15 protein-coding genes are annotated in these 24800 nt (G+C 64.7%); 12 read left to right on the top strand and 3 right to left on the bottom strand.

Features of this window, described 5'->3' with window-relative positions:
* The first annotated feature begins 90 nt into the window (after nt 1–90).
* A complete protein-coding gene (locus ABOA88_RS22220) occupies nt 91–2562 on the top strand; it encodes a UvrD-helicase domain-containing protein (RefSeq protein WP_367852114.1) in 2472 nt (823 codons plus the stop codon).
* Here ABOA88_RS22220 and ABOA88_RS22215 read toward each other — a convergent pair.
* Complete coding sequence (locus ABOA88_RS22215) at nt 2556–7526, bottom strand: dermonecrotic toxin domain-containing protein (RefSeq protein ID WP_367852113.1); 4971 nt, start codon at nt 7524–7526, stop codon at nt 2556–2558. The genes ABOA88_RS22220 and ABOA88_RS22215 overlap by 7 nt on opposite strands.
* A 193-nt stretch (nt 7527–7719) precedes the next feature.
* On the opposite strand from ABOA88_RS22215, the gene ABOA88_RS22210 reads away from it, so the two are divergent.
* The 3 genes from ABOA88_RS22210 to ABOA88_RS22200 all read left to right on the top strand — a co-directional run bounded on the left by ABOA88_RS22210 (nt 7720) and on the right by ABOA88_RS22200 (nt 11129).
* Nucleotides 7720–8646, top strand: coding sequence for an alpha/beta fold hydrolase (locus ABOA88_RS22210; RefSeq protein ID WP_196171067.1), 927 nt, complete (start codon nt 7720–7722; stop codon nt 8644–8646).
* An 85-nt stretch (nt 8647–8731) separates the two neighbouring features.
* Complete coding sequence (locus ABOA88_RS22205) at nt 8732–9142, top strand: VOC family protein (protein ID WP_367852112.1); 411 nt, start codon at nt 8732–8734, stop codon at nt 9140–9142.
* 307 nt (nt 9143–9449) lie between these two features.
* Nucleotides 9450–11129, top strand: a complete 1680-nt coding sequence (locus ABOA88_RS22200) for an MFS transporter (protein WP_196171069.1) — start codon at nt 9450–9452, stop codon at nt 11127–11129.
* Nucleotides 11130–11168: 39 nt separating this feature from the next.
* Here the strand turns inward: ABOA88_RS22200 and ABOA88_RS22195 are convergent, their stop codons facing one another.
* Complete coding sequence (locus ABOA88_RS22195; RefSeq protein WP_196171070.1) at nt 11169–11738, bottom strand: hypothetical protein; 570 nt, start codon at nt 11736–11738, stop codon at nt 11169–11171.
* 132 nt (nt 11739–11870) lie between these two features.
* Here ABOA88_RS22195 and ABOA88_RS22190 point away from each other — a divergent pair, with 132 nt between their 5' ends.
* The 7 genes from ABOA88_RS22190 to ABOA88_RS22160 are packed head-to-tail and all read left to right on the top strand — an operon-like array spanning nt 11871 to nt 18168.
* Nucleotides 11871–12551 (top strand): thermostable hemolysin, encoded by a 681-nt coding sequence (locus tag ABOA88_RS22190; RefSeq protein ID WP_196171071.1) that lies wholly within the window; start codon nt 11871–11873, stop codon nt 12549–12551.
* Nucleotides 12541–14007 (top strand): AMP-binding protein, encoded by a 1467-nt coding sequence (locus tag ABOA88_RS22185; protein WP_196171072.1) that lies wholly within the window; start codon nt 12541–12543, stop codon nt 14005–14007. The genes ABOA88_RS22190 and ABOA88_RS22185 overlap by 11 nt, the downstream gene beginning before the upstream one ends.
* An 8-nt stretch (nt 14008–14015) precedes the next feature.
* Nucleotides 14016–14696, top strand: coding sequence for a TenA family transcriptional regulator (locus ABOA88_RS22180; protein WP_367852111.1), 681 nt, complete (start codon nt 14016–14018; stop codon nt 14694–14696).
* Nucleotides 14683–15489, top strand: coding sequence for an SDR family oxidoreductase (locus ABOA88_RS22175; RefSeq protein WP_196171074.1), 807 nt, complete (start codon nt 14683–14685; stop codon nt 15487–15489). The genes ABOA88_RS22180 and ABOA88_RS22175 overlap by 14 nt, the downstream gene beginning before the upstream one ends.
* Nucleotides 15486–16127, top strand: coding sequence for a tetratricopeptide repeat protein (locus tag ABOA88_RS22170; protein WP_367852110.1), 642 nt, complete (start codon nt 15486–15488; stop codon nt 16125–16127). The genes ABOA88_RS22175 and ABOA88_RS22170 overlap by 4 nt, the downstream gene beginning before the upstream one ends.
* Before the next feature lie 2 nt (nt 16128–16129).
* Nucleotides 16130–16792, top strand: coding sequence for a response regulator (locus tag ABOA88_RS22165; RefSeq protein ID WP_196171076.1), 663 nt, complete (start codon nt 16130–16132; stop codon nt 16790–16792).
* Complete coding sequence (locus ABOA88_RS22160; protein ID WP_196171077.1) at nt 16789–18168, top strand: sensor histidine kinase; 1380 nt, start codon at nt 16789–16791, stop codon at nt 18166–18168. Before ABOA88_RS22165 ends, ABOA88_RS22160 begins: the two co-directional genes overlap by 4 nt.
* Here ABOA88_RS22160 and ABOA88_RS22155 read toward each other — a convergent pair.
* On the bottom strand, nt 18162–18548 hold the full coding sequence (locus ABOA88_RS22155; protein WP_196171078.1) for a VOC family protein: 387 nt from the start codon (nt 18546–18548) through the stop codon (nt 18162–18164). The two genes, ABOA88_RS22160 and ABOA88_RS22155, sit on opposite strands and share 7 nt — an antisense overlap.
* Nucleotides 18549–18946: 398 nt before the next feature.
* Between ABOA88_RS22155 and mnxG the strand changes: the two genes are divergently transcribed.
* Entirely contained in the window at nt 18947–24796 is a 5850-nt protein-coding gene (gene mnxG, locus ABOA88_RS22150) for a manganese-oxidizing multicopper oxidase MnxG (RefSeq protein ID WP_367852109.1), read from the top strand.
* Nucleotides 24797–24800 lie beyond the last annotated feature (4 nt).

Genomic DNA, 24800 nt, shown 5'->3' with positions numbered 1-24800 from the left:
GCCTAATACCCTGATCTGAAAGCATTCGCTGGCGATTTTTCACGGATGAGGTGAACATGGCCCGCTGATTCGATCTTCAACGGAGTGACTGTGTCCCACGAGCATCCCCCGGCTCCGGCCGAGCTGACGCCGCCCGCCCAACTGCCTTGGTTTCGCCGCCTGGCCGCCCGCCTGTTGGGGCGCGGCCTGACCCGATTGCAGGCACAGCATCGCGACTCCTGGTTCCTGGGTCATGCCACCGGCCAGCGCAGCGGCCATGCCGATGGCCTGCGTGAAGGCTACGAGCGTGGCCGCGTCGAGGGCTATGAGGCAGGGCGTCAGGTACTGGTGATCCGTGACCTGCGCCCTGACGCGGCGGCCGTTCCGGGCCAGGACTCCAACCTGTTCGACGACTGGCGTCTGCCATTGACCACCGAGCTGAAAAAGCGCTTCAAGGCCGACGTCGCCCAGCGCCTGCCAGCTTCGGCCCAACCCAGCGCCGCCCAGTGGAAGCTGATCTTCAGCGACACCCCCTCCACCTGTGTGGTGGCCGGCGCCGGCGCGGGCAAGTCCACCTCCCTGGTGCTGCGCATCCTGTTGCTGCGTCATTACCTGGGCTATGAGCTGGACGCCATGACCGTGGTGACCTTCACCCGCGAATCGCGCAAGGACTTCATCAAGCGCCTGGTGCAGGTCTTTGCCCTGTGGCAGCTCGACCTGCAGCCAGCCCAGGCCCGGGAGCTGGTGCGCACTTTCCATTCCCGCATCCTGCCGTTGGTGCGAAGCCTGCCGGGCTTTGGCCAGCTGCGGGCCTTCGAGACCCTGGGCCAGGAACTGCCCACAGGCGGCGAGGCCAATGCCGACGGCAACCCGTTCGACCTGCGCCTGAACGATGCCCAGCGCCAGCAGCTCAACCTCTGCTACCGCGATCTGCTGCAAGCCAGCCCCCGCTTTGCCGAGCTCATCGGCACGCTGCGCCGGGAGGCATTGCAGTTAAAACCCCTGGACCCCGACCACCCCGATGTACAGAAGCGCGTGCAAGTGACCCAATTGGCGGCCCAGCGCGACGAAGAACTGTGCGACGTGATCGAAGACCTGTGGTTCGCCGCGGGGGCCTGGCCGATCAAAGGCATCGAGCCCTGCCGCGACACGGTGCAGATCCGTGGCAGTCGTTTTCATGTGCATGGCCGTCTTGAAGGGCTGGACGCTTGGGTGGTACTCGGTTTCGACCCCTGCGAAAGTGCCCAGTACCAGCGCCCCGGCGCCAAACTCGGGGTGCGGGCGGAGTGGGCTGTAAAGCGCACGTTGTTTCAAGCTTTCTGCGATAAGCCATTGATATGGCTTGATAATTACACTGCAGCAAAGCGTTTGGCAGCTTCTTTGGCCGGTGAGGCAGTAGCGGGCCCGGGCTTTGAGTACAAGGTCAAGGGCGAGCTGGCACCGGCGCCGCTTCTGGATGCGTTCGTCGCTGCCGCCAGCTTCATCGAGAACCTGGGGCTGGAAGTGAGCACTGCGGTGGCCGGCATGAGCTTCCCGGCCGATGACAGCGACGCGGCGTTCTTCGAGGCGCTGGCATTGTTCTGGAAAGCCCTGGAGGCGCACCTGCTGGCCCAGTCGCCACCGGTGATGACCTACAACCGCATGTTCGCCCTGTTCGGTGAGAACAATCCGGAGAACCTGCGCCTGTTGCCCGACCCGCTGCTGCGCCCGCTGGCGCACCTGATGATCGACGAGTTCCAGGATGTCTCCCCGCAGATCGTCAGTTGGCTACGGGCGAGCCTGGCCGAGATCCGGCGGCGTGGCCCGGCCATGCACGTCGGGCGCAACGCCGGGCACAGTTCATTGATGTGCGTGGGGGACGACTGGCAGTCGATCTACGGCTGGCGGGGCAGCTCGCCGAAGTACTTCATGGAATTCACCAAGGCGTTTCCGTCACCGGCCAATACCCGGGTGATGCTGGTGGAGAACTACCGCAGCCAGCAGCACATCATCGATGCCGCCGAGCACTTGGTCAAAGGCGCACCGGCCATCGCTGGCAAGAAGGCCAAGGCCAGTGGTCTGGCGGCCGAGCTGCCGTTGTCGCCGGTAAAGGTCTTCGACCGCGATGAGGCGGCCCTGGCCGAGACCTTGATGGAGCACTACGCGCGCGGCGAAACGGTCATGATGTTGTTTCGAAAAAGTTCTGATAAGTCATTGATAGAGCAGCATTTAGTTCCTGTTTATAAAGCTGATTCTAGCTTGCCGCCTGAGCAACGTCGGCTGCGCCAGTTGACTTATCACAGCGCCAAAGGGTTACAGGCCGATGCCGTATTCATGCTCGGTGATTGCCAGTACCTGACGAGCTCGCCGTACAAGAACCAGGCGTACCGCATGGCCGGTCTGGGGCGTGCCGGTGATGCCCAACCCTTCGACACGGCGCAGAAGGAAGAGGTGCAGCGCCTGGCCTATGTCGCGGTGACCCGCGCGGTCAGGCACTGCTATTGGCACGTGGAAGCCGCCAACGGCGAGTCGGTGGGTGCGCCTCGCGCGTCCGGCCAGGTGGCTGGTCGGCACGCGTTTTTCGAAGACCTACGCGGTCAGTGAGCGTTTGGGTCCTGTTGCTTGGTCAGGTCGAGCAGCAGGGCTTCTTCCTCTTTCTGGCGACCTTCGAGCAGCACGTGGGTCGCTTTGAGTTGCCCCCCCTCATTGACCTCTACCCGGCGCAACTGGCCTGTTGCATTCAGCGGCGACTCCGGCAACACGGGCGTGAGCACCTCGATCACGGCCTCGTCCAGGGTTTCGACCGGCTCAGCGTCGGAATCCATGCAGTACTCAAGGTAGTCCAGGCCTGATTGCCAGCGCGCGGTCAGGGCGTCGAAGTCCTGGGCGTAACGCTTTTTGAGAAACCGCTGCCAACTCGGCTGTCGGGCAACCCAAGCCTGTCGCAGCAGGTCGTTTTCCTTGTCTTCCTCGAACCGTTCAACGGCGTGAACGACCTCATCCACGGTGTGATCGGAAATCATCGCGGTCTGACGGTAGAGCATCTCGTGGGTGGGTTCGGGAAAGTCGAGCCGAGAGGCGGCGGCCTGGCGCAACGCCAAGCGGATCTCGATGTCATCGACCAGGCCTTGCCCCAATTGCTCCAGGCTGATGTTGTCCAGCGGGTCGAGTGGGGGCAATGCTGGACGAGGGCCCCTGCGCGCGCTCGGCAGGTTTCTCCATGCCAGATAGCGCGCCTGACGCCGCAGGCGGGTTGTGTAGATACGAAATGCCAGCTCGTTTACCTGCTCGCGCCGGTACAGGCGGCTATATAAAACGAACAAGCGTGGCCCGGCAATCTCTCCATTGGAGCTTTCCTCATAAGCCAGGACTTCGATCTCGAGGGTGCTGAGCCCATCTGTGCCGGCATCGCCGCAGGTGGGCGGGAAGTCACTGGCGATCTGATCCAGGTGAGCGCGCAGGTGTTCATCCTGGCTCGCCGTTTCCAGCAAAGTCCAGATTTGCTGGGCCAGTGCTTGGGGGCTGTTGCGTGCCTGTACCGAGCGCCCGACGCGCTCGATGACCTGATGCAAATAGGGGTAGGTGCCGTCCTTGAACAGGTCGTTCCACAATTGGCGTTGGATGTCGGTGGCCGTAGCCAGCCACTGCACCGGCGCGACTTCAGGGGGCACTGCGGGCAAGCCCGCCTCCGGGGCCTGAGGTAGCAGCTCGCGTGTTTCCAGAATCCTCACGCCTACCCCACGCAAGCGTTCGGCCGTCTGCTGGGGGATACCGTTGTCAAAGAAGGTCCAGATGATCAAGCGTCTGGCGGTGCGCAGCTCGTTGACAAAGGCGCTTTGCAGGATCCGCTCGAGCGCCGGGAACTCGGTGATTTGGTTGGTATTCAATTGCAGGTCGCGCAGTCGGCAATTTTGCCGCTCCATCAACTCGGTGAGTCCGGTGGGCCATTGCGTGAGTTGGCAGCCGTCGAGGTAGAGACCTTCAAGATTGTGCAGCCCAGCCAGCTGTGGGGCGATCCCCAGCGGGTTGTCCGTGAGGCTCAGCTCACGTAACGACGTCAACTGGCTGAAATGCGCCGCCAGCCCTGGGGTGAGTTCAATGGCATTGCTGTCGAGCCGCAGTATCTGCAGCGGCAACCGTTCCAGCACCTGCATGTCGGCCACGTCCAAGGTCAATCCGGCACGAAAGATGTGTAACGTGCGTAGGTGGCGCATGGCGCTGAGGGCTTCGCGAGCGTCAGCGTCGAGCTGGCCAAGTGGTGTACGGCTGATCCCCAGCTCGCGCAGCCCAGGCGCGTTGCGCAGTGCCTGGAACAAGGTGCGTGTGTCCAGTTGGGGGTTGTTGATCAGCTCCAATCGCTGCAAGTTTGGAAAGCTCTGCAGGAAGTCGTGTGGAATCGTCTGCAAATGCAGGCCATCCATGGACAGCTCGGTGATATGGGGAAACGGGACCGGCAATGAGGGCAGGGTATCGAGCACAAGGTAGTCCAGGTGCAGGTGCTGGCCTGCATCGCGGCACCAGGTGCGATTGAGCAGGCGGCTGAGCCTTCGGCGGTTGTCGTATTCATCCTCCGTGCCGGTATCGGTCCAGTTTTGCAGGAATTCGGCCAGGGTCGTGCGTTGCTCGCCAAGCACCCTGATCTGCCCCGCAACATCGCCATGGCGGGCCATGTCTCGGACCAGCGCGCGGATCTGCTCCCGGGTGAGGCCCGGATACAGGCTTTGCAGGTGGGTATGGTTAGCGTCCTGGCCACCTCTGAGCAGGTTCGAAAAACGGAACCTGCCACTGAGCGGATAACCCACCCGCCCGTCGCTCAGGCGCATCGGCGAGCGCCAGCGGGGCTTGATCGGTTGCTGGCCGATCAAGCGGGCGGCCAGGTCCCGGTCTGCCTGCGCCGCTTCAAGACGCTCCGCCGGGCTGGCATCGGGTTGTTCCACCGCCAAGGCGTCGGCCAGTCGCTGGCTGTCGGCGTTGGCCAGGTTTGCCCGATTAAGCCCCAACAGGGCCCGATCCAGCCGGGCACGGGCCTGAAGGCGCCGTGCCTCCTCGGCGATGCGCAACGACACACGGCCCGCTGCCAGGCGCTGTTCTTCGCTGGCGCTGGCGTTGTCGACGATGGCGTCCAGGGCATCGACGGGCAATCCGTCAAACTGCCCGGCCAAGACTTCGGCTGGTGTGCTCAAGGCCGGTTGACGACTTTTGTAGAGGCTTTCGAACATCGACGCGCGCTGGCCCGCCAAATGATCGGCCAGGATATCGTTGAGGGCCGAGGCGCCTTGTTCGTCCGCGCCCTGCGTCGACAGCAGCGTGCTGAGGGCCTGCGGCTTCATCTGCGCGATGACGGTTTGACTGAGTTGGCCCTGTTCCAGTTCGGTGAGCGTGATCTTGACCTGCACTTCGTCAGGGGCCTGTGCCGCGCCATATCGAGTGACGTTGCCTGTCGATTCTGCGCCTTCGAAAGCCAGGATGACATGATCCTCAGGCCAGCCTGGCAATGTGGGCAGGGCCGCAAGCGCGTAGTGCTTGTAGGCGGCAAGCGGTTTGGCATGGCGGACACGGAAAACGACATCGTCAGTCTCCTTGTCGATGTGCAAGCGCTTGAGCGCATCGATGAGCAGCGCCGGCGGCCGTTGTCCGTCGATGTGCACAAGACGCAGCACATCGGCGTCGGTACCAGTGGCAGCCATGGCCATCATCAGGTCGGCATCTTCCAGCCCGTCGGTCACAGGCCCGAGGCGGCGCACCAGTTGAAGATCACTCCAGTCCAGCGGTTGCTCCAGGGCCAGGCGCCAAGCACCGTGGCCGTTATGGCTCAGGCGCGGGCGGTAGGCATCGGTGGTACTGGAGGGAAGCAGGCGCCAATCGCCATGCTGGTCTTGCTCGAGCGGGTAAGTCTGGCCTTCGATGCGGACGTAGTGCTTACCGTCCAACGCATACAGGCCTTGAGCATCGGCAGACAGCTCGGCAGGCAGCTCGACAGAGCTCTGGTAGGCCGCAAGATCAGGGCGCCACAGGCGTTCGCCCCCTTCGTGGCGGATCGATTGCAGGGCATCGACGAAGCCCGATGCCTTCAGGGCCGTGAGTCCGGCACCAAGGGCCGCTGCGCTGGCGATGTTGACCGCGATGGACTCCACCTGGGCCAGCGCCTCGGTGGTATCGGCGTCCTCCCAGGCTTCAATGCCATGGAAAACGCTACCCATGATTTGCGCAGCACCGATGGTCATCATGATCGGGTTGAGCAGCGGAACGAACATCGCCGCGACGTTCAGCACGTCCAGCCCCACCGACAGCCAGTGCTCCAACCGCTCCAGGCGCGACTTGGCATCGGCATCGGCGGTGGGGACCGCAATGCTGGCGGCATCGCTCTTGAGTCGGCGTACGTGGTTGCGGTGCAGGGTGACCCAGGGGGTGTCAGGCAGGGCCACGCGCTCATAGAGGAGCCTGGGCGCCTTTTTGTTCAGCCGGACCTTGCGTCCGAACAAGCGCTTTTCAGCGAACAAGGCCTGACGCAGCTTGGCGTTCAAGTCGGCCTGCAGGGTATGGGGGGCCAAGCCGATCATCAAGCGCAGCAGGTCAGTGTCCTGCATGCGCTTGGCGAGGTCGCTTGCGGCTTGGCTCGCCGACGGGTACTCCTGCAAGGGCGCATCCGGTGCGCCGGGAATGTAGACCATGCACGGGTTGGTCCCATCGTTCTGCTCCGGGCCGATCACCAACACTTCGTTCAGGGGGGTGTTGAACAGGTTGATCCGCCAGCATTTCAGTGCGTGGCCCTGGTAGCTTGGGTTGGCGCCGTTCTCACACCATTGCATCAGCGCAGCATGCCCTGCATCGCTCACCTTTTCGCGCAGTCGGGCAATCCATGCCTGGACCCGCAGCTCGTCCTGGCTGGCCTGGATGGACAGGCGCTGGATCCAGGTCGAGGCAGGGCCGTCATAAAGTGAGTCGAGATGCGTCTGGTACTGCCGACCAAGGTCCAGGTCACGGCAGATCTTGACGAATCCAGCGGCTGTCAGCCCTGCCACGGGACTTGTGACTGGGCTGGTGTCGGTCTTGCTGCGCTGCAAGGTACTGAAGGGGCCGGCTTCGTCCGCGCTTTCGAAATTGTGCAGCGCCGCCTCCAGTAGGCTGAGCCTGCGCGGCTTGCCCTTGGGGTCGCGTTCATAGCGTGCTGTGTCAGTCTGCGCGGCAACGGTGGCAGTCGTTTCCGTCAGCACTTCGAGGACTTGCCTGAACGGCTGGAAGTGGTACTGCGCCTGATCGACGGGGTCATCGATGCCCAGGCGTTGTTCGAGCAATGGCTTGCAGAAGTCAGTGATGCCCTTGAGTGGTTCCAGCGCATCCTGCAGGGCCCTGCGGCTGGAGTCCCGGCGGTCGATGGCAGCGTTCAGAGCCTGTTGATCCTCGGCGCTGGCCTTGGTGTACCAAGCATGGGCGGTGCCATCGGCCTGGAGGTAGTCCTTGCGCAGCCGGCTCAGCAGGTCGGGCACGCGTCGGGCGGGCAGGGCCTTGCACCAGGTTGGCAAGGCGCGAACGATCTGTGCGTGATGGAAGGGGGGCTCGGTGGTCATGGTCAACTCCGTTACAAAGAGCTGCCATTGAGCGGCTTCGGTGCCTGGCGCAGGTGATAACGAGATAACACCCAAGGGGTCGGTGTCGAACACGTTACCGTCGGTCGCGGGCCAGCGAGCCTGGCCTGCCTGGGCCAAGGTAGGTTACCGGCCTGACGCGGGGGTGCCAGGCCATAGCCAAGGGAGAGAGTTCATGCGTTCGCAGTGCAGTCCCAAGGATCACCTGCTAGACCTCGATGGCGTCGAGATCGCCGTGCGTTGCTGGGGACCGGAGGATGGCATCCCTGTGCTTGCCTTGCACGGCTGGTTGGACAATGCCGCTTCGTTCGAGCGGCTGGCACCTTTGCTCGATGGGTGCTTCGTGGTGGCGCCGGACCTGGCCGGCCATGGTCGGTCGGACCATCGGCGCGATGACAGCGGCTATTACTTGTGGGAACACGCCGAGGACATGCTGGCCGTTGTCGACAGCCTGGGCCTTGGGCATTTTCATGTGGTGGCTCACGGCATGGGCACCGGCATCGCTTCGTTGCTGGCGGCGCTCACCAGCAGCATCGCCAGCATGATCTTCCTCGATGGCATGGGCGTGCCGTTTACCGTGGCCGCCGATGACCGCGTCCAGCACCTGGCCCGGGCCTACCGTCTCAAGCGCATGGTCCGGCGCAGCCGGCTGCAGGGGTTCGCCGAGCCTGGTGGCTGTCAGTTCGATGATCTGGAGTCGGCGCTGCTGCAGCGGCGCAACCGTCTGGACAGCACGTTGTCCAGCGAGGCGGCGCGTCTTCTGGCGTTGCGCGATCTGCTGCAAGTGGGCGATGGCTACTGCTGGCGCCACGACCCGCGCCTGGTCTTGCCCGAACCGATGCCGCTGACCGAGCACGAGGCCTGTGACCTGCTGCGCCAGATTGCCTGCCCGCTGTACCTGATGCTGGGGCGCCAGGGGGCGTTCGCCGGCGACGGCTTCGAGCAGCGCCAGGGTGCTTTGCCCGCGCATGCCCGGGTCACCTGGCACCCAGGCGGTCATCATTTCCATCTTGAGGCGCCTGACCGGGCGCTGGTCGACCAGATCCTGCGGGTGCTGGCCAGCCACGACAGCGGCCAGTTGCAGCGTCTGGTCAACGAGTAGGCCAGAGACAGGGGCTGTCGGCGGGCGTTGGGATGGGCTATGTTGCCTGCGTACCTTTTCAGGGTCCGCCACAAGGAGCAGCGGCATGCCACCTTTCGTCATCCAGCACATCGATCATATCGTCCTACGGGTCCAGGATCTGGAGCGCAGCATCGCCTTCTACCGTGATCTGCTCGGCTGCCAGGTGAGCCGAACGCGTGAAGACCTGGGGATGGTCCACCTGGCCGCGGGCACCGCGATGATCGACCTGGTGACCCTCGACGGCCCCCTGGGACGCCCGGGCGGGCCGGCGTCGAACGGGCAGGGCAACAACCTTCATCACTTCTGCCTGCGCATCGCGCCGTTCGACGAGCAGGCTCTGATCACCTACCTGCAAGCGGCGGGCGTGACCGTCGAACCTGCCGAGAAGCGCTACGGCGCCGAGGGCGAAGGCCAGTCGCTGTATTGTTTCGACCCGGACGGCAACCAGGTGGAGCTCAAGGGGCCGCTGGCCTGAACATGGGGCTTTTGCGCAGCCCATCTCAGGCTTCGCCAGCGCCTACAGGAACGGCACAGAATTGTAGGCGCGGGCGAAGGGGCGCTTAGCGGCCCTGCAATATCGGCAAGCACAGCCCGCTCGGGTGCCCTGTGGTCGGTGTCCCATGGCCATACCGGCAAAGCCGTTTATGCTTCAACTGACCTTGCTGCGACCCTGGGCGCTTCGCCTGTCGTGCTTCGCACACTCTGCAAGTCCCTGGGCCTGGGTGTACGGGTGAATGCATGAAAGGCACCTGCGGCCTGCAACCTCGAGACGGAGGCAACCCATGGCGGTCATCGACAGCGCATCCACGGGCAGCAGCGCGCCCCAACGTGGCATCACTCGGGAGGAGCGCAAGGTCATCTTCGCTTCGTCCCTCGGCACAGTGTTCGAGTGGTACGACTTCTACCTCTACGGCTCCCTGGCGGCGATCATCGCCAAGCACTTCTTCGCCGGAGTCAACGAGACCACTTCCTTCATTTTCGCCTTGCTGGCCTTTGCCGCCGGCTTTGCCGTGCGGCCGTTCGGCGCCATCGTGTTCGGCCGCCTGGGCGACATGATTGGGCGCAAGTACACCTTCCTTATCACCATCGTCATCATGGGCCTGTCCACCGCCGTGGTCGGCGTGCTGCCCGGCTATGCGGCCATCGGCGTGGCGGCGCCGATCATCCTGATCACCCTGCGGCTGCTGCAAGGTCTGGCGCTGGGCGGTGAGTACGGCGGAGCGGCCACTTACGTGGCCGAGCATGCACCCAAGGGCAGGCGTGGCTTCTTTACCTCCTGGATCCAGACCACCGCAACCCTGGGGCTGTTCCTCTCGTTGCTGGTGATCCTGGCCTGCCGCACGCTGCTGGGTTCGGAGGCCTTCGAGGACTGGGGCTGGCGCATCCCGTTCGTGCTGTCGATCCTGCTGCTGGCGATCTCGGTGTACATCCGCATGCAGCTCAACGAGTCGCCGGTGTTCATGAAGATGAAAGCCGAAGGCAAGGCCTCCAAGGCGCCGCTGACCGAATCCTTCGCCCGCTGGGACAACCTCAAGGTGGTGATCATGTCGCTGCTCGGCGGCACCGCCGGCCAGGCGGTGGTGTGGTACACCGGGCAGTTCTATGCGCTGTTCTTCCTGCTGCAGATGCTCAAGATCGACCCGCAGACCGCCAACCTGCTGATTGCAGGTTCGCTGTTGATCGGCACGCCGTTCTTCATCCTGTTCGGCAGCCTGTCCGACCGCATCGGCCGCAAGAAAATCGTCATGGCCGGCTGCATCATCGCCGCACTGACCTACTTTCCGATCTTCAAGGCCCTGACCGAGTACGGCAACCCGGACGTGTTCGTCGCCCAGGAGCAGAACCCGGTGGTGGTGATCGCCGACCCGGACCAGTGCGCATTCCAGTTCGACCCGGTGGGCAAGGCCAAATTCACCAGCTCCTGCGACATCGCCAAGAGCTTGCTGGCCAAGCGGGCCATTCCGTACCAGAACGCGCGCGCCGAACCAGGCAGCGTGGCGCAGATCCGCATTGGCGAGCGGGTGATCCCAAGCTTTGACGGCAGTGCGTTGGCTGCGGCGGACTTCAAGGCCCAGAGCGAGAGCTTCACCGCCACCCTCGGCAGCGCGCTCAAGGAAGCGGGATATCCGGAAAAAGCCGACCCCGCCAAGACCCACTATCCGATGGTGCTGTTGCTGCTGACCTTGCTGGTGATCTACGTGACCATGGTCTACGGGCCGATCGCCGCGTGGCTGGTGGAGCTGTTCCCGGCGCGGATCCGCTATACCTCCATGTCGCTGCCGTACCACATCGGGAACGGCTGGTTCGGCGGCTTCCTGCCGACTGTGGCGTTTGCCATGGTGGCTGCGACGGGCGATATCTACTATGGGCTGTGGTACCCGATCGTCATTGCGGTGATGACTGCGATACTGGGGACTTTCTTCCTTCCGGAGACCAAGGACCGGGACATTCATCACGCCTGAGTGGCGCAATCGAAGGGGCGCAATGCGCCCCTTCGCGGGTCAATCGAAACAGCCGCGCAAGGCGAAGCGATAACCGATATCGACCCCAGTGGCGCTGCCGCGACCGGGGGTCTTCTTGAGGACAAACTCGAAGGCTGGCTCGTACAAGCCGTCGCGCAGCACGGCACCTGCCAGCACCTCCACGTGGTACCAGCCGTTGTCCAGCTCGATGATGGGCCGGCCGGGTTGCTGGTAGCGTGCCAGCAAATCGCCCAGGGCCTTGGGCGTGAAGTGCTGCAGAATGCGCCAGGTAAACAGCATCAGCGAGCGGTTCTCCACCTGCAGCACATAGCCCGGCCGACGGTGCTTGAGGCGGCTGCCGGGGGCGAGCAGGGCGGGGGTGTGGTCGTCCAGGCTGAAGATGATCCGGTAGGGCAGGTTCTCGACCCCGGCCAGCGGCAGTACGATGCCCTCGAGCACCGCCTGGTCGCCGCTGTCGCCATGGGTGAAAGCGTGGGCCAGGTCGTCCGGCAGCGCGTGTTCCTCCTTGAAGCGATGGAGCAACTGGATATCGCCAAGGATGAAGTAATCGATCAGATCGTTCAGGACTTCGCTGAATTCGTAGCGCATCGGGTTTTCCTTGTTATGGCTGCGCTGGTGAGGGCCGCTGACTGTAGCGCAAGGCCTTGAGACTGTCTTCAGATTGCGTTCAGATTAGCCGCCGATACTTCCCCCATCGAAACGTCCCCTGGGGGGATTTCCATGACCAACGCACATTGGCGTGCCTTGTTTCCGCTGGCCATCGGTACCCACGCCGAGCGCGGTATGGCGCACCTGACCCTGAGCCTTGCGGGCGAGCCAAGCCGCGACCTGTTCGAACACTTCATCCATCAGCGTTTTGCCTCGATCCACCACGCCGATGTCCATCACTACCTGCCTGAGCTGCTTGGGCTGAGCGACAGCCATGGCCGCCTGATCGCCGCCGCGGGCATGCGCCTGGCCGGGGACGGGCCGCTGTTTCTCGAACGCTACCTGGACGAGCCCGTGGAGCAGGCGGCCTCACGCCTGGCCGGTGCGCAGGTCAACCGCGAACAGGTGGTCGAGGTGGGCAATCTCGCAGCGCTCAGCGCCGGCAGTGCCCGCATCATGATCATCGTCGTGACCTGGCTGCTCGCTGCCCGTGGGCTGGACTGGGTCGCCTTCACCGGCGCCTCGACGCTGGTCAACAGCTTTCACCGCCTGGGTTTGGTGCCGACCTTGCTGGCTGACGCCGACCCGGACCGGCTCAATGGCGAGCGCGGCCATTGGGGCAGCTACTACAACCAGCACCCGCACGTGTTCGCCGGCAATATCGGCCTGGGCCATGACGCCCTGATGCGCGCGGGCGTGTTCCAGCGCCTGGGGTTGCCTGCGGCGTTGCAGGAGTCCGGTCATGCTGCTTGAGTTGCAGGCGTTTCGCGAGGTGCTGAACCTGCATGCCCGTCAGCGCGGATCGCAGATCGCGCTGCAAGGGGCAGCAGCCCGCTACGACTATGGCCAGTTGTTGAGCGAGGTCCAACAGCGCGAGACCTGGTTGCGTGCTCAACCGCCAGGCACCTTCGCCCTGGCCCTGGACAACGGCCCCCAAGCGGTGTTCTGGGACCTGGCGGCACTGCTGGCCGAACGCCCATGCGTGATCGTGCCGCCGTTCTTCACGCCGGCGCAGGTCCGTCACAGCCTCGACGACAGCGGAGTGACCCTGATGCTGGCCGAGCCTGACTTTGCACCGACGCTGCAGGCGGCAGGCTTCAACGAGAAAGAGGGTGTCTGGTCTCGCCAGATGCAGGTGGCCAACGCCCTGCCGGCGGGCACACTCAAGATCACCTACACCTCCGGCAGTACAGGGGCCCCCAAGGGCGTGTGCCTGGGGGCCGACGCGATGCTGCGGGTGGCCCGTGAACTGGAGGCAGCCAGTCGGCCGGCGGCGCCGAGCACGTATCTGGCAGTGCTGCCCTTGGGCGTGTTGCTGGAAAACCTTGGTCTCTACGCAGCCTTGCTGGCCGGTGCCCGTGTGATGGTCTACCCGCAGGCGCAACTGGGCTTGCAGGGCGCAGGCCAGGTCGATTGGAAGCGCTTACTGGGCAGCATCGCCTTGAGCGGTGCCGAAAGCCTGATCCTGGTACCGCAACTGCTGCTGGGCCTGGTGAGTGCCATCGAGCGGGGCTTGACCCGGGTCGGCCCGCTGCGTTTCGTCGCCGTGGGCGGGGCACGCGTGGCGCAAAGTCTGTTGACGCGCGCCGAGGCGATGGGCCTGCCGGTGTTCGAGGGCTATGGGCTGTCCGAATGCGCGTCGGTGGTCTGTCTGAACCGTCCGGGGGCGCAGCGCCCAGGCAGTGTCGGGCAGCCCTTGCCCCATGTGCAGGTGCGCATCGCCGAGGACGGCGAAGTACTGGTGGCCGGCTCGACCCTGCTGGGCTACCTGGGCGAGCCACCCTTCACCGGGCAGTGGTGGCCCACGGGCGATATCGGCCATTTCGACGGCGATGGCTACCTGTACCTCGCAGGACGCAAGAAGAATCAGTTCATCACCAGTTTTGGACGCAACGTCAACCCTGAATGGGTCGAGGCGGAGCTGACCCAGGGCGGGGTGATCCTCCAGGCCTTCGTCCATGGCGAGGGCCTGGCCCGCAACGTGGCGTTGCTCTGGCCACTTGACCCGAGCATCGGGGATCCGCTGATCGAGCAGGCCGTGGCCAAGTGCAATGCCGGCCTGCCGGACTACGCCCGTGTACACACCTGGCGACGCTTGCCCGAACCCTTCAGCGTCGCCAGTGCCACCCTGACCGCCAATGGCCGTCCGCGCCGGGATCAGATCCTGCAGCGCTACCACGGCTTGTTATCCGCGATTGCTGACTCATGAGGCCTGTCATGTCCTTCTTTGAAACCCTTCAAGCACGAACCACCCAGGAACGCGGCGCCCTGTTCAGCGTGCCTGTCATCCGCGATGCACTCGCCGGTACCGTCAGTCTGGAGGGTTACGTGGCTTTCCTGACCCAGGCCTATCACCACGTGCGCCATACCGTGCCGCTGATGATGGCCTGCGGCGCACGACTGCCCGCGCGCCTGGAATGGCTGCGCGGTGCGGTGTGCGAATACATCGACGAAGAGTACGGCCACGAGCGCTGGATCCTCGACGACATCGCGGCCTGCGGCGGTGATCCCGACCGGGTGCGCAACAGCCGCCCGGCGCTGCCGATCGAACTGATGGTGGCGTTTCTCTACGACACCATCGCCCGGGGTAACCCGGTGGGGCTGTTCGGCATGGTCAACGTGCTCGAAGGCACCAGCATTGCCCTGGCCACCCAGGCCGCAGGTACCATCCAGAGCAGCCTTGGTCTGCCGGACAAGGCTTTCAGCTACCTCAGTTCCCACGGCGCGCTGGACCAGGACCACATGGTTACCTACCGCGGCCTGATGGATCGCCTGGACCAACCCGAAGACCAGGAGGCGGTGATCCATGCCGCCCAAGTGGTGTACCGGCTGTACACCGAGATGTTCCAGGGCCTGCCGCGTGCCACCGGGCAAGAGTTGCACCATGCGTCTGTCTGAATGCTCGGCGGTACTGACCGGGGCCAGCGGAGGCATCGGCCTGGAGCTGGCAGGCCAGCTGTGCGCCGCTGGAGCCAGGGTGCTGGCGGTCAGTCGGCACATGGGCCCGCTGGCGGCACTGATGAACCGCTACCCCCAACAGTTGCGCTGGCAATCGGCCGACTTACGCAGCCCTGCCGGGCGCCAAGCCGTGATCGCTGCGGCGCGGACCCTCGGGGGTGCCAACCTGCTGATCAACGCCGCCGGCGTCAATCGTTTCGCGCTGTTCGAACAGCTCGACGAGGCAGCCCTGGATGACCTGATCGACCTCAACATCAAGGCCACCCTGCAGCTGACCTGCGGGTTGCTGCCGTTGCTGCGCGAACAACCCCGGGCACTGGTGGTGAACGTCGGCTCCATCTACGGCTCGATCGGCTACCCCGGCTACGCCACCTACAGTGCCAGCAAGTTCGCCTTGCGCGGGTTCTCCGAAGCCTTGCGGCGCGAGCTTGCCGACACCTCGGTGAACGTGCTGTACGCCGCACCCCGGGCGACCCGCACCAGCATGAACAGCAGCGCCGCCACGGCCTTGAACAAAGCGCTCAAGGTCGGGATGGATGACCCAGGCGACGTCGCCAAGGCCGTGCTCGATGCTGTGCAGGCCGAGCGCAGCGAACTGTACTTGGGCTGGCCGGAAAAACTCTTCGTGCGTCTCAACGGCATGCTGCCCGGCATAGTCGACCGGGCGCTGCGCAAGCAGTTGCCGCTGATCCGCCGCTACAGCGATGCCAACAGCAAGGAGTCGAACAAATGAGATCCCTGATCCTCGCCGGCCTGCTGGTCGCCGCCCCCTTCACCTGGGCCTTGGACCAGGCGGGCACCCAGCGCCTGACGGATGTCCAGCAGCGCTGGGCGCAGATCCAGTACACGCTGCCCTTGGCCCAGCGCGCCGATGCGCTGGAAAAACTCGCCGCCGACAGCGGTGCGTTCGTGCGCCAGTACCCAAGCTCGCCCGAGGCGCTGATCTGGGATGGCATCGTCAACAGCAGTTGGGCCGGCGCCACGGGCGGGCTGGGGGCGCTGGGCAAGGTCAAGGCTGCCCGCGCCAGCCTGGAAAAAGCCATCGCCATGGACCCTGCCGCCCTACAGGGCTCGGCCTATACCAGCCTGGGGGCCTTGTACGACCAAGTGCCGGGATGGCCCATCGGCTTTGGTGACAGCGACAAGGCCGAGGCGATGCTGCGCAAGGCACTGGCGCTCAATCCCGAGGGTATCGACAGCAACTACTTCTGGGCCGATCATCTGGTGCGCGAAGGCCACTATGCCCAGGCCAGAGAGGCCTTGCTCAAGGCACGTCAGGCACCGGCCCGACCCGGACGGGAGCTGGCGGACCAAGGCCGGCGTCAGGAAATCGATGCTTTACTCAAGAGCATCCAAGACAAACAGGACTGAACATGCGGCTGCTGCTGGTGGAGGATGACAGGGCATTGGGGGAGGGGATTTGCGACGGCCTGCGCCAGGAAGGCTATACCCTCGACTGGTTGCAGGACGGCATCAACGCGCTGCACGCCTTGCGCCATGAGCCTTTTGACCTGGTGGTACTGGATCTGGGGCTGCCTCGCCTGGATGGCGTCGAACTGCTGCGGCGTGTGCGCGTGGACGGCAATGCGGTGCCGGTGTTGATCCTCACGGCGCGTGACGCCACCGAGGACCGGATCGCAGGGCTGGACGCCGGGGCTGACGACTACCTGATCAAGCCGTTCGATCTCAACGAGCTCAAGGCCCGCCTGCGCGCCTTGTTGCGCCGCAGTGCCGGCCGGGCCCGGCTGGTGATCGAACATGCCGGGGTCGCGCTGGACCCGGCCACCCAGCAAGTCAGCTACAACGGCCAACCGGTGGTGCTCACGCCCAACGAGTACCGGCTGCTGCACGAGTTGCTGGCCCAACCGGGCAAGGTGTTCACCCGCGAGCGCCTGACCCAGCTGCTGTATGGCTGGGGCGAAGAACCGGAGAGCAATACCCTGGAAGTGCACATCTATCACCTGCGCAAGAAGCTGTTCAACGGGCTGATCCGTACCGTGCGTGGCATCGGCTACCTGGTGGAAGGCAAGCCATGAGTTCGCTGCGTCGGCGCACCTTGTGGCGGGTCATGCTGGTGCTTGTGCTCGGCAGTGCCTTGCTGGCCCTGTACAACTATCACGACAGCCGGCACGAAATTGCCGAGGTCTATGACGCCCATCTGGCGCAGAACGCCCGGCTGCTGCAGGGCGTGTTGAGCCTGCCGCTGCACCAGCAGCACCGCGACGACCTCTACCAGGCCTTGGATGTTGCCTTGGGCAAGGCCAGGCGGCGCGGGGTTGGGCACCCGTACGAGAGCAAGCTTGCGTTTCAGGTCTGGCGCGACGATGGCCCGTTGCTGTTGCGCACACCGAGCGCGCCCGCGTTCGTCACGCCGCCGGCCATGCCAGGGTTTTCCGATGTGGTGGTGGATGGGCGGCAGTGGCGCAGTTTTGTCCTGCCGGTGCCCGACCAGCACTGGATCATCTGGGTGGGGGAGCGTAGCGATGTGCGCGCCGACCTGGTCGGGCGGATCGTGCGCCATACCCTGCTGCCGTTTCTGTTGGGCAGTCTGGCGCTGGCGCTGTTGGTGTGGCTGGCCATTGGTCGCGGCCTGATGCCGCTGCAGAACATGGCCCAGGTGATTCGCGGGCGGCACGCCGAGTCCCTGGCGCCGCTGCAACTGGTGCCGCTGCCGCGCGAACTCGAGCCGATGCAGGCAGCCATCAACCGCTTGCTGGCACAGATCGAGCAACTGCTGTGCCGCGAGCACCGCTTCATCGCTGATGCCGCCCACGAGATGCGCACGCCCTTGGCGATCCTGCGCCTGCATGCGCAGAACGCCCAGACCGCCACCACCGAGGAGGAGCGGCAAAAGGCCTTGGGCTTTCTGATCGCAGGCGTCGACAGGCTTGGCCGGGTGGTCAACCAGTTGCTGACCCTGGCAAGGCTGGAGCCACGCCTGGCGCAGCGCAATCGGGAGGTGGTCGACCTGGAGGTGCTGGTGACCGAGCATCTGGCCGAGCTGACACCATGGATTCTCGAGCAGGGCCAGGAACCTTCGCTGGACATCGCCCCTGGCGACTATCACCTGGCAACCGATGCCAGCGCCCTGGCCATCGCTCTGCAGAACCTGTTGACCAACGCGGTGAACCATTCCCCGCCTGGCGGGCGGATCCGCGTGTCGTTGGCGCAGGTCGAAGGGCAGGTGTTGCTCTGCGTGGAGGATGAAGGGCCCGGCATCGACGAAGCGGACCTCGAGCGGGTGTTCGAACGGTTCTACAGCAAGGATTCCGCCAATGGCGCGGGGTTGGGGTTGTCGATCGTCAGCATGATCGCCAAGCGCCTAGGTGGCAACGTGCAGCTGTGCAACGTCGCCCCCCATGGGCTGCGGGCTACCTTGCGCCTGCGCCTGGAGGCCGACACGTCTCAGTGACGCTGGGCGATCTGGATCAGGTTGCCACAGGTGTCGTCGAATACGGCCACGGTCACCGGGCCCATGGCAGTCGGCGGTTGGGTGAAGCGCACCCCGGCTGCGCACAGACGGGTGTACTCAGCCTGGATATCGCGTACCCCGAAGGACGTGGCCGGGATGCCATCCTGCTTGAGGGCGGTCTTGTAGGCCTTGGCGGCGGGATGGGCATCGGGCTCGAGCAGCAACTCCACACCATTAGGGTCGTTGGGCGAGGTGAGGGTCAGCCAGCGGTGTTGGCCCATGGGAACGTCATGCTTGGGCTCGAACCCCAGCACATAGTGGTAGAAGGCAAGGGCCTTGGCTTGGTCGTCGACCAGGATGCTGGTGATCACGATCTTCATAGGCGTGCGTCCGTTCTGCGGGCAGTTACCTGCAAGTAAAGACGCTCTGGACACGTTCACCACTCCCTATGGGGTGAGTCCAGTATTGCATTCGCGGGTACGCCGGCATCGCAAGCGCGCCGCCGCCTCTGTGGGAGCGGGTTTACCCGCGAAAGCGTCGGTGGGAGCGCCGCTGCAGTCATGGATAGAGTGCACTGGCCAACCGCCATGCCCCCAACGACCTAGACCACCCCCAATGCGATCTCGACGCATTACCCCCGAATCGGGGAATCGGCTGGGGAATCCTCCCCAATCTGCTTTGAATGCCCGTCTAACACGTTGAAAAATCAGTAGAAAAATTATGGCATGCCACTTGCTCCGGCCTAGCGCAGAACTTCTGCGTTCCCCGGAGGTGCAGCATGATGACCCGGTTGAAAGGCTCTGTCCTGACGTCAATCGCTCTGTTTCTGCTGGGCTGGGAAGCCACCAGCGAAGCGGCGGTGCAATGCCAGCGCACGCTGGTGGCCAACGTAGTGGCACTGGATCAGCCGCTGATGTTCAACCGCCTGGGGGCACAGAATGCCAATGGAATGATCTTCGCCCTGCGCCAGGACGTGGTGGACGAGCACCTGGTGCCCCTGAGCAACGGCGGGGCGGCGGTTCCCGGCAAGGTCACCTTGCGGCCGGACAAGCGTCCGCGGCCGATCGTGCTGCGGGTTGCGGCCGGTGACTGCCTGACAGTCAACCTGACCAACCTGTTGGCCTACCAGGCCAACCCCAACAAGCATGGCTTCGACCCCGAAGAGAATGAAGTCGAGGGCGAGGAGGGGCCGGAGCTTGAAGTCGAAGCCGAAAACGAAGGCTTTGTCGCCGACGAGCAGGTCGCAGACCGCTTCGTAGGCTTCCAGGTCAACGGTATGCAGGCGGTCAACGGCATCAGTGACATTGCCGCCAACACCGGTCGCAACGGCAACTTCCTGGTGGCCCCGGGCAACACCCGCAGCTACACCCTCTATGCCGAGCGTGAAGGTGCGTTCGCCGCCACCAGCAAGGGCGCCACTTTCGGCGGCGAAGGCACGGCGGGTAACGTCTCCAACGGCCTGTTCGGCCAGGTGGTGGTGGTCCCCAAGAATGGGCGGACCTACCGCAACACCCTGACTGAAGAGGAAATGCGCCTGGCCACCACCGGTCGTACCGCCACCGGCCAGCCGGTGATCAACTACAACGCCCGCTATCCGCAGGTCGAACCGTGGATCGCCGAGGGCAAGGCGGGCAAGCCGATCATCGCCATGGTCGATGGCAACGAAATCCTCAGCAGCGAAACCGACGCCATCGTCATGGGCCCCAACCAGGACGGTAGTTTCCCGCCGTCGACCTACCCACTGGAGTCTATCGGCAAGCGCAACCCGGCGCTGCCCAACCGGCTGGAAGCCTTCCGCGACTTCGCTTCGCAGTTCGCCGATGAAGTGGCCGGCACCCAGGCCTTCCCCGGTTACTGGGCGGACCCGGTGATGGGGCATGTGCTGGAGCCGACCCGTGATTCGTTCATGATCAACTACGGCTCAGGCGGCATGGGCGCCGAAGTGATCGCCAACCGCCTGGGCGTGGGACCGATGCATGACTGCCTGTCCTGCGCCTACGAGGAGTTCTTCCTCAGTGCCCACACCGTGGGTGACGTCGGCACCCTGGTGGACGTCCCGGCCAACGTCGGCCTGGAGCACATCCGCCCTGGCGAGACGCCGCCGGCCAATGCGGTCGGGGTCAAGGCCACCATGGCCCTGTACCCCTCGGAGCCGGCCAACGTGCACCACAGCTATATCGGTGACTTCACCAAGTTCCGCAATACCCACAATGGCCACGAGCAGCACATCTTCCACCTGCACGGCCACCAATGGCTGTTCAACCCCAACGACGACAACTCCGACTACATCGATGCCCAAGGCATCGGTGCCGGTGGCGGCTATACCTACGAGATCGCCAACGGGGGCTCGGGTAACCGCAACCGGGTGGCGGGCGATGCCATCTACCACTGCCACTTCTACCCGCACTTCGCCCAAGGCATGTGGGCCATGTGGCGGGTGCACGATGTGTTCGAGGAGGGCACCCGCCTGGCCGTGAGCGGTGACGGCGAAAATGGCTTCCACACCGTGCCTTTCGGCCTGCGCAGCGGCAAGCCGGCAGTGGGCGCACGGGCGTTGCCGGATGGCGAGATCATTGCCGGCACACCGATTCCGGCAATCGTGCCGCTGCCCGGCAAGGCCATGGCGCCGATGCCAGGCAAGGTCACCGTGGTGCCGAAGCTGGCCGAGACCCTCGTGGCCGAGCAGGACGACGATGACGCACCTCAAGCAGGTGATGACGATCACCCGCAGGGAGCCACCGCGCCGCGTGCCGTGGGCTCCTTGGCCCTGGTCGATCGCAGCGAGAGCAATCGCAACGCCGATGGCACCCTGAAGAACCCCGGCTATCCGTTCTGGATCGGGGGCATGGAGAGCAGTGTCGGCCAACGTCCGCCGACCCCGCCGCTGGACATGCTCGACCCGGCCCTGGCCCGTCAGCTCAAGGACAGCGGCAAGGCCCTGTGGGCCAACCTCGACCCCAACCAGGTCGACGGCTGGAACGGTGGCCTGGGCCGCCATGCGTTGGACGGCGTTTCCGCCGGCGGCGAAGCCGAGATCACCACCACTAAGCTGGACTTCTCCAAGCTGGTGCAAAAGGCCAAGCCGATCTACCTGCCGGAAGAAGGCACCGAAGTCGAACAGGCCGCCATGCAGTTCCACGCCAAGGCCGAGCATCCCAGCTATGCACTGATGCTCAGCAGCTCGCCGATACCGCGCAACTTCCGCACCAACGGTGCCTTGCCCACGGCCGGCGCGCCGTACTACGAGCCATGCATGGATGACCGCGGCAAGCGCCTGACCCAGTCCTCGGGCGTGGGCGAGTTCGCCAGCGGCGAAAGCCTGAGCGGCATGAACTTCCGTGGCAGTTCCACCTTCACCGCCGACCGTCCGCGCATCTACAAAGGCGCCAACATCCAGTTCGACGCGGTGTACAACAAGGTCGGCTATCACTTCCCGCAGGCGCGCATCATCGCCCTGTGGGAGGACGCGTGGCCGGTGATCACCAAGCAGCGCCCACCGGAGCCGCTGGTGATGCGCATGAATACCTTCGATTGCACCATGTACCAGCACACCAACCTGATCCCGTCGTTCTATGAGATGGACGACTACCAGGTGCGCACTCCGACCGACGTGATCGGTCAGCACATCCATCTGCCCAAGTGGGACCTGACCGCTGCCGACGGCTCGGCCAACGGCTGGAACTATGAAGACGGCATCCTCTCGCCCGGCAGTGTGGTCGAGCGTATACAGGCCATTCGCAGCTTCAACGGGTGCACCGAGGGCGATCCGCGCGACGGCACCGACGCCTGCCCGAAAGCCAAGCAGCACCCGTACTTCGGGCGCTTTGGTCGGGCCGACTGGCTGGGCGCGCGTACCGCCATGCAGCGCTGGTTCGCCGACCCCTTGATCAACGTGCACAACGTCGACCGGGGCCTGGGCACCATCTTCACCCATGACCACCTTGGCCCATCGACCCATCAGCAACTGGGCCTGTACGCCACGGTGCTGGCCGAGCCTGCCGGCTCAACCTGGTACCACGCCGAAACGGGCGAAAAACTGTACAACCCGGCCACACGCCAGGATGGTGGGCCGACCTCGTGGCAAGCGGTGATCCAGACCGGCGATCACGACGGTGACGGCAAGAACGACAGCTATCGCGAGTTCTTCCTGGAATACAGCGACTTCCAGCATGCCTATGAAGCGGGCGTGTATGTGGGGGCGGGCCCGGACGGCAAGCCTGATGGCCAGGCCTATCCGGCCACGGCTGATAGCTTCCGCTACGCCATCAACCCGCCAGTGCGGCAGAAGGCGTCCAACCTGCTCGAAGCAATCGTCGAGTCGCGCGGCGGGCTGGCCCCGGGCTGCCCAAGCCGTCCATGCCCGCAGGCGATCTCGGTGGATGACCCTGGCATGTTCGTCGTCAACTACCGCAACGAACCGCTGGCCTTGCGCGTGTTCGACCCGAACAAGGTCGGCCCGGACGGCAAGCGCGGCATGCAGGCCGACGGCATGGCCGGCGATCTGGCCTACGCCATGCAAAGCCGTACCGACCGCGCCATCCCGGCGATGAACCTGGCGCCCTCGGCGATCACCTCGGCGGTTGGCCCGACCGGCGGCACCACGCTGTTCCCACCGCACATCAACCAGGGCACCGAACCGGGCGACCCGTTCACCCCGATGCTGCGCACTTACTCGGGTGACAACGTGCGGCTGCGCATGCATGCCGGTGGTCACGAGGAGGAGCACAACATCACCCTGCACGGCGTGAAATGGCTGCAGAACGGCTCTGGCTTCGGCAACAGCTCCAACTCGGGCTGGAAGTCGTCGCAGATGATCGGGATTTCTGAGCAACTGGGCTTCATGGCCCCGGTATCGATGATCTCCAGTTCCGCCGCCACCAACGGTGACTACCTGTATTCCCTCGATGCGGCGCTGGAGGGGTACTGGAACGGCATCTGGGGCATCATGCGCAACTACACGGCCCAGCGCGCGGACCTGTTCCCGCTGCCGAACAACCCGCAACCGGTGGCCATGCGCAACACCGTGGCGTTCGACGGCATCTGCCCGAAAACCACGGCCAACGCCAATGGCATCGGCAGCCGGCCAACGGTCAAGCGCAGCTATGAAGTGGTCGCGGCCCTGGCCAACGACATCCTGGAGAACCGCAACGGGGTCAGCATCGCCGACCCGGCCGGCATCGGCCAGCATGTCGGTGGCCCGCTCAAGGCCAACGGCGGCACCCTGGTGTTCAACAGCCGTCGGACCAGCATTCCGCTGGTCAGTGGAGTCGATCCGGAAGATGGGGAGACCTTCACCATCGGTGGCCATGCTGCACCGCTGCATGACCCGACCGCGATCCTGTACGTGCGCAAGGCCGACCTGGACCCGACCACCGGCAAGCTCAAGGCTGGCGTACCGGTGGAGCCGCTGGTGCTGCGTGCCAACTCCGGCGACTGCATCAGCATTACCCTGGAAAACCGCCTGCCGATGGTCATGCCGGATCTGGCCAGCACCGCGGTGATGCATGGTGTGGTCAAGCGCGACCGCAACGACAGCGAAGGCTCCACCGCGTTCAACAACAACCAGATGCGGCCATCGAGCCACGTGGGCCTGCACGCCCAGTTGCTGGCCTACGACATCACCAAGTCCGACGGTACCAACGTTGGCCTGAATCCGGTGCAGACCGTACCGCCACGCGTGGGCACCAGTGGCGCCTACCCCAGCAAGGTGTACCAGTTCTATGCCGGGCACCTGGAGCGCGAAGGTAAGCCGGTGCTGCAGTTGGGGCGCACGGTGGACAACATCAATACCACGGCCATCGAGTTTGGCGGCCTCAACCTGACCCCGGCGGATGTGATCAAGCAGCCGCAGAAAGGTCTGGTCGGTGCCATGAGCATCCTGCCCCAGGGCGCGACCTGGACCGAGGACACAGCCAGCCGTGCCCAGGCCACCGTCAAGGTCAGTGGCCAGCCTGACTACCGCGACTTCGTCACGGTGTGGCAGCGCTCGCTGAATATGCGTTGGGCCGATGGTCGGCCGGTGGAGGGCATCAACACCGAGGGCAACGGCGCTGCGGGCGACCCGCAGGACAACGGCAACATGGCCGTCAACTACAAGACCGAGCCGCTGTGGCTGCGCTTTGGCATGGCGCCCGACTCGCCGTTCGGCCGTGCCGATGGCTTGGGCTTTGGCGATGTACCCAACGCCCATATGGCCTACAGCAACGAACTGGTCGGTGGCGACCCGCAGACCCCGGTGCTCTGGGCCAAGCCCGGCCAGCCGCTGCGCAACCACATCCTCATGCCCAGCGGTGGCAGCCGCGGCATGATCTACCAGCTCGATGGGCACCTGTGGCCACTGCACGCTCACCAGGCGGAGAAGAGCGACGTCAATGGCTACCCCATGGGGCTGCCTGGCATCGGCTCGGTGCGCTTTGGCTACAACCCGATGGCGATGTACATCGGCGCCCAGGAAAGCGTGCTGCCGGCCGCGCACTTCAGCTTCATGCTGCCCAGCGCAGGCGGCGCCAACGGTGTGCCGGGCGACTACCTGTTCCGCGACTACGGGGCCTACGGCAACCTTTCGGGGCTGTGGGGGATTCTGCGGGTCACCAATGAAGCCCCGCCGGCCACCGCCCCGGCACAATGAGAAG

Origin of the sequence: Pseudomonas sp. PKS, from assembly GCF_051913525.1 — a bacterium.
Taxonomy (GTDB): domain Bacteria; phylum Pseudomonadota; class Gammaproteobacteria; order Pseudomonadales; family Pseudomonadaceae; genus Aquipseudomonas; species Aquipseudomonas guariconensis_D.
The sequence above is the reverse complement of the archived record's forward strand: the minus strand, read 5'-3'. Positions and strand labels throughout refer to the sequence as shown.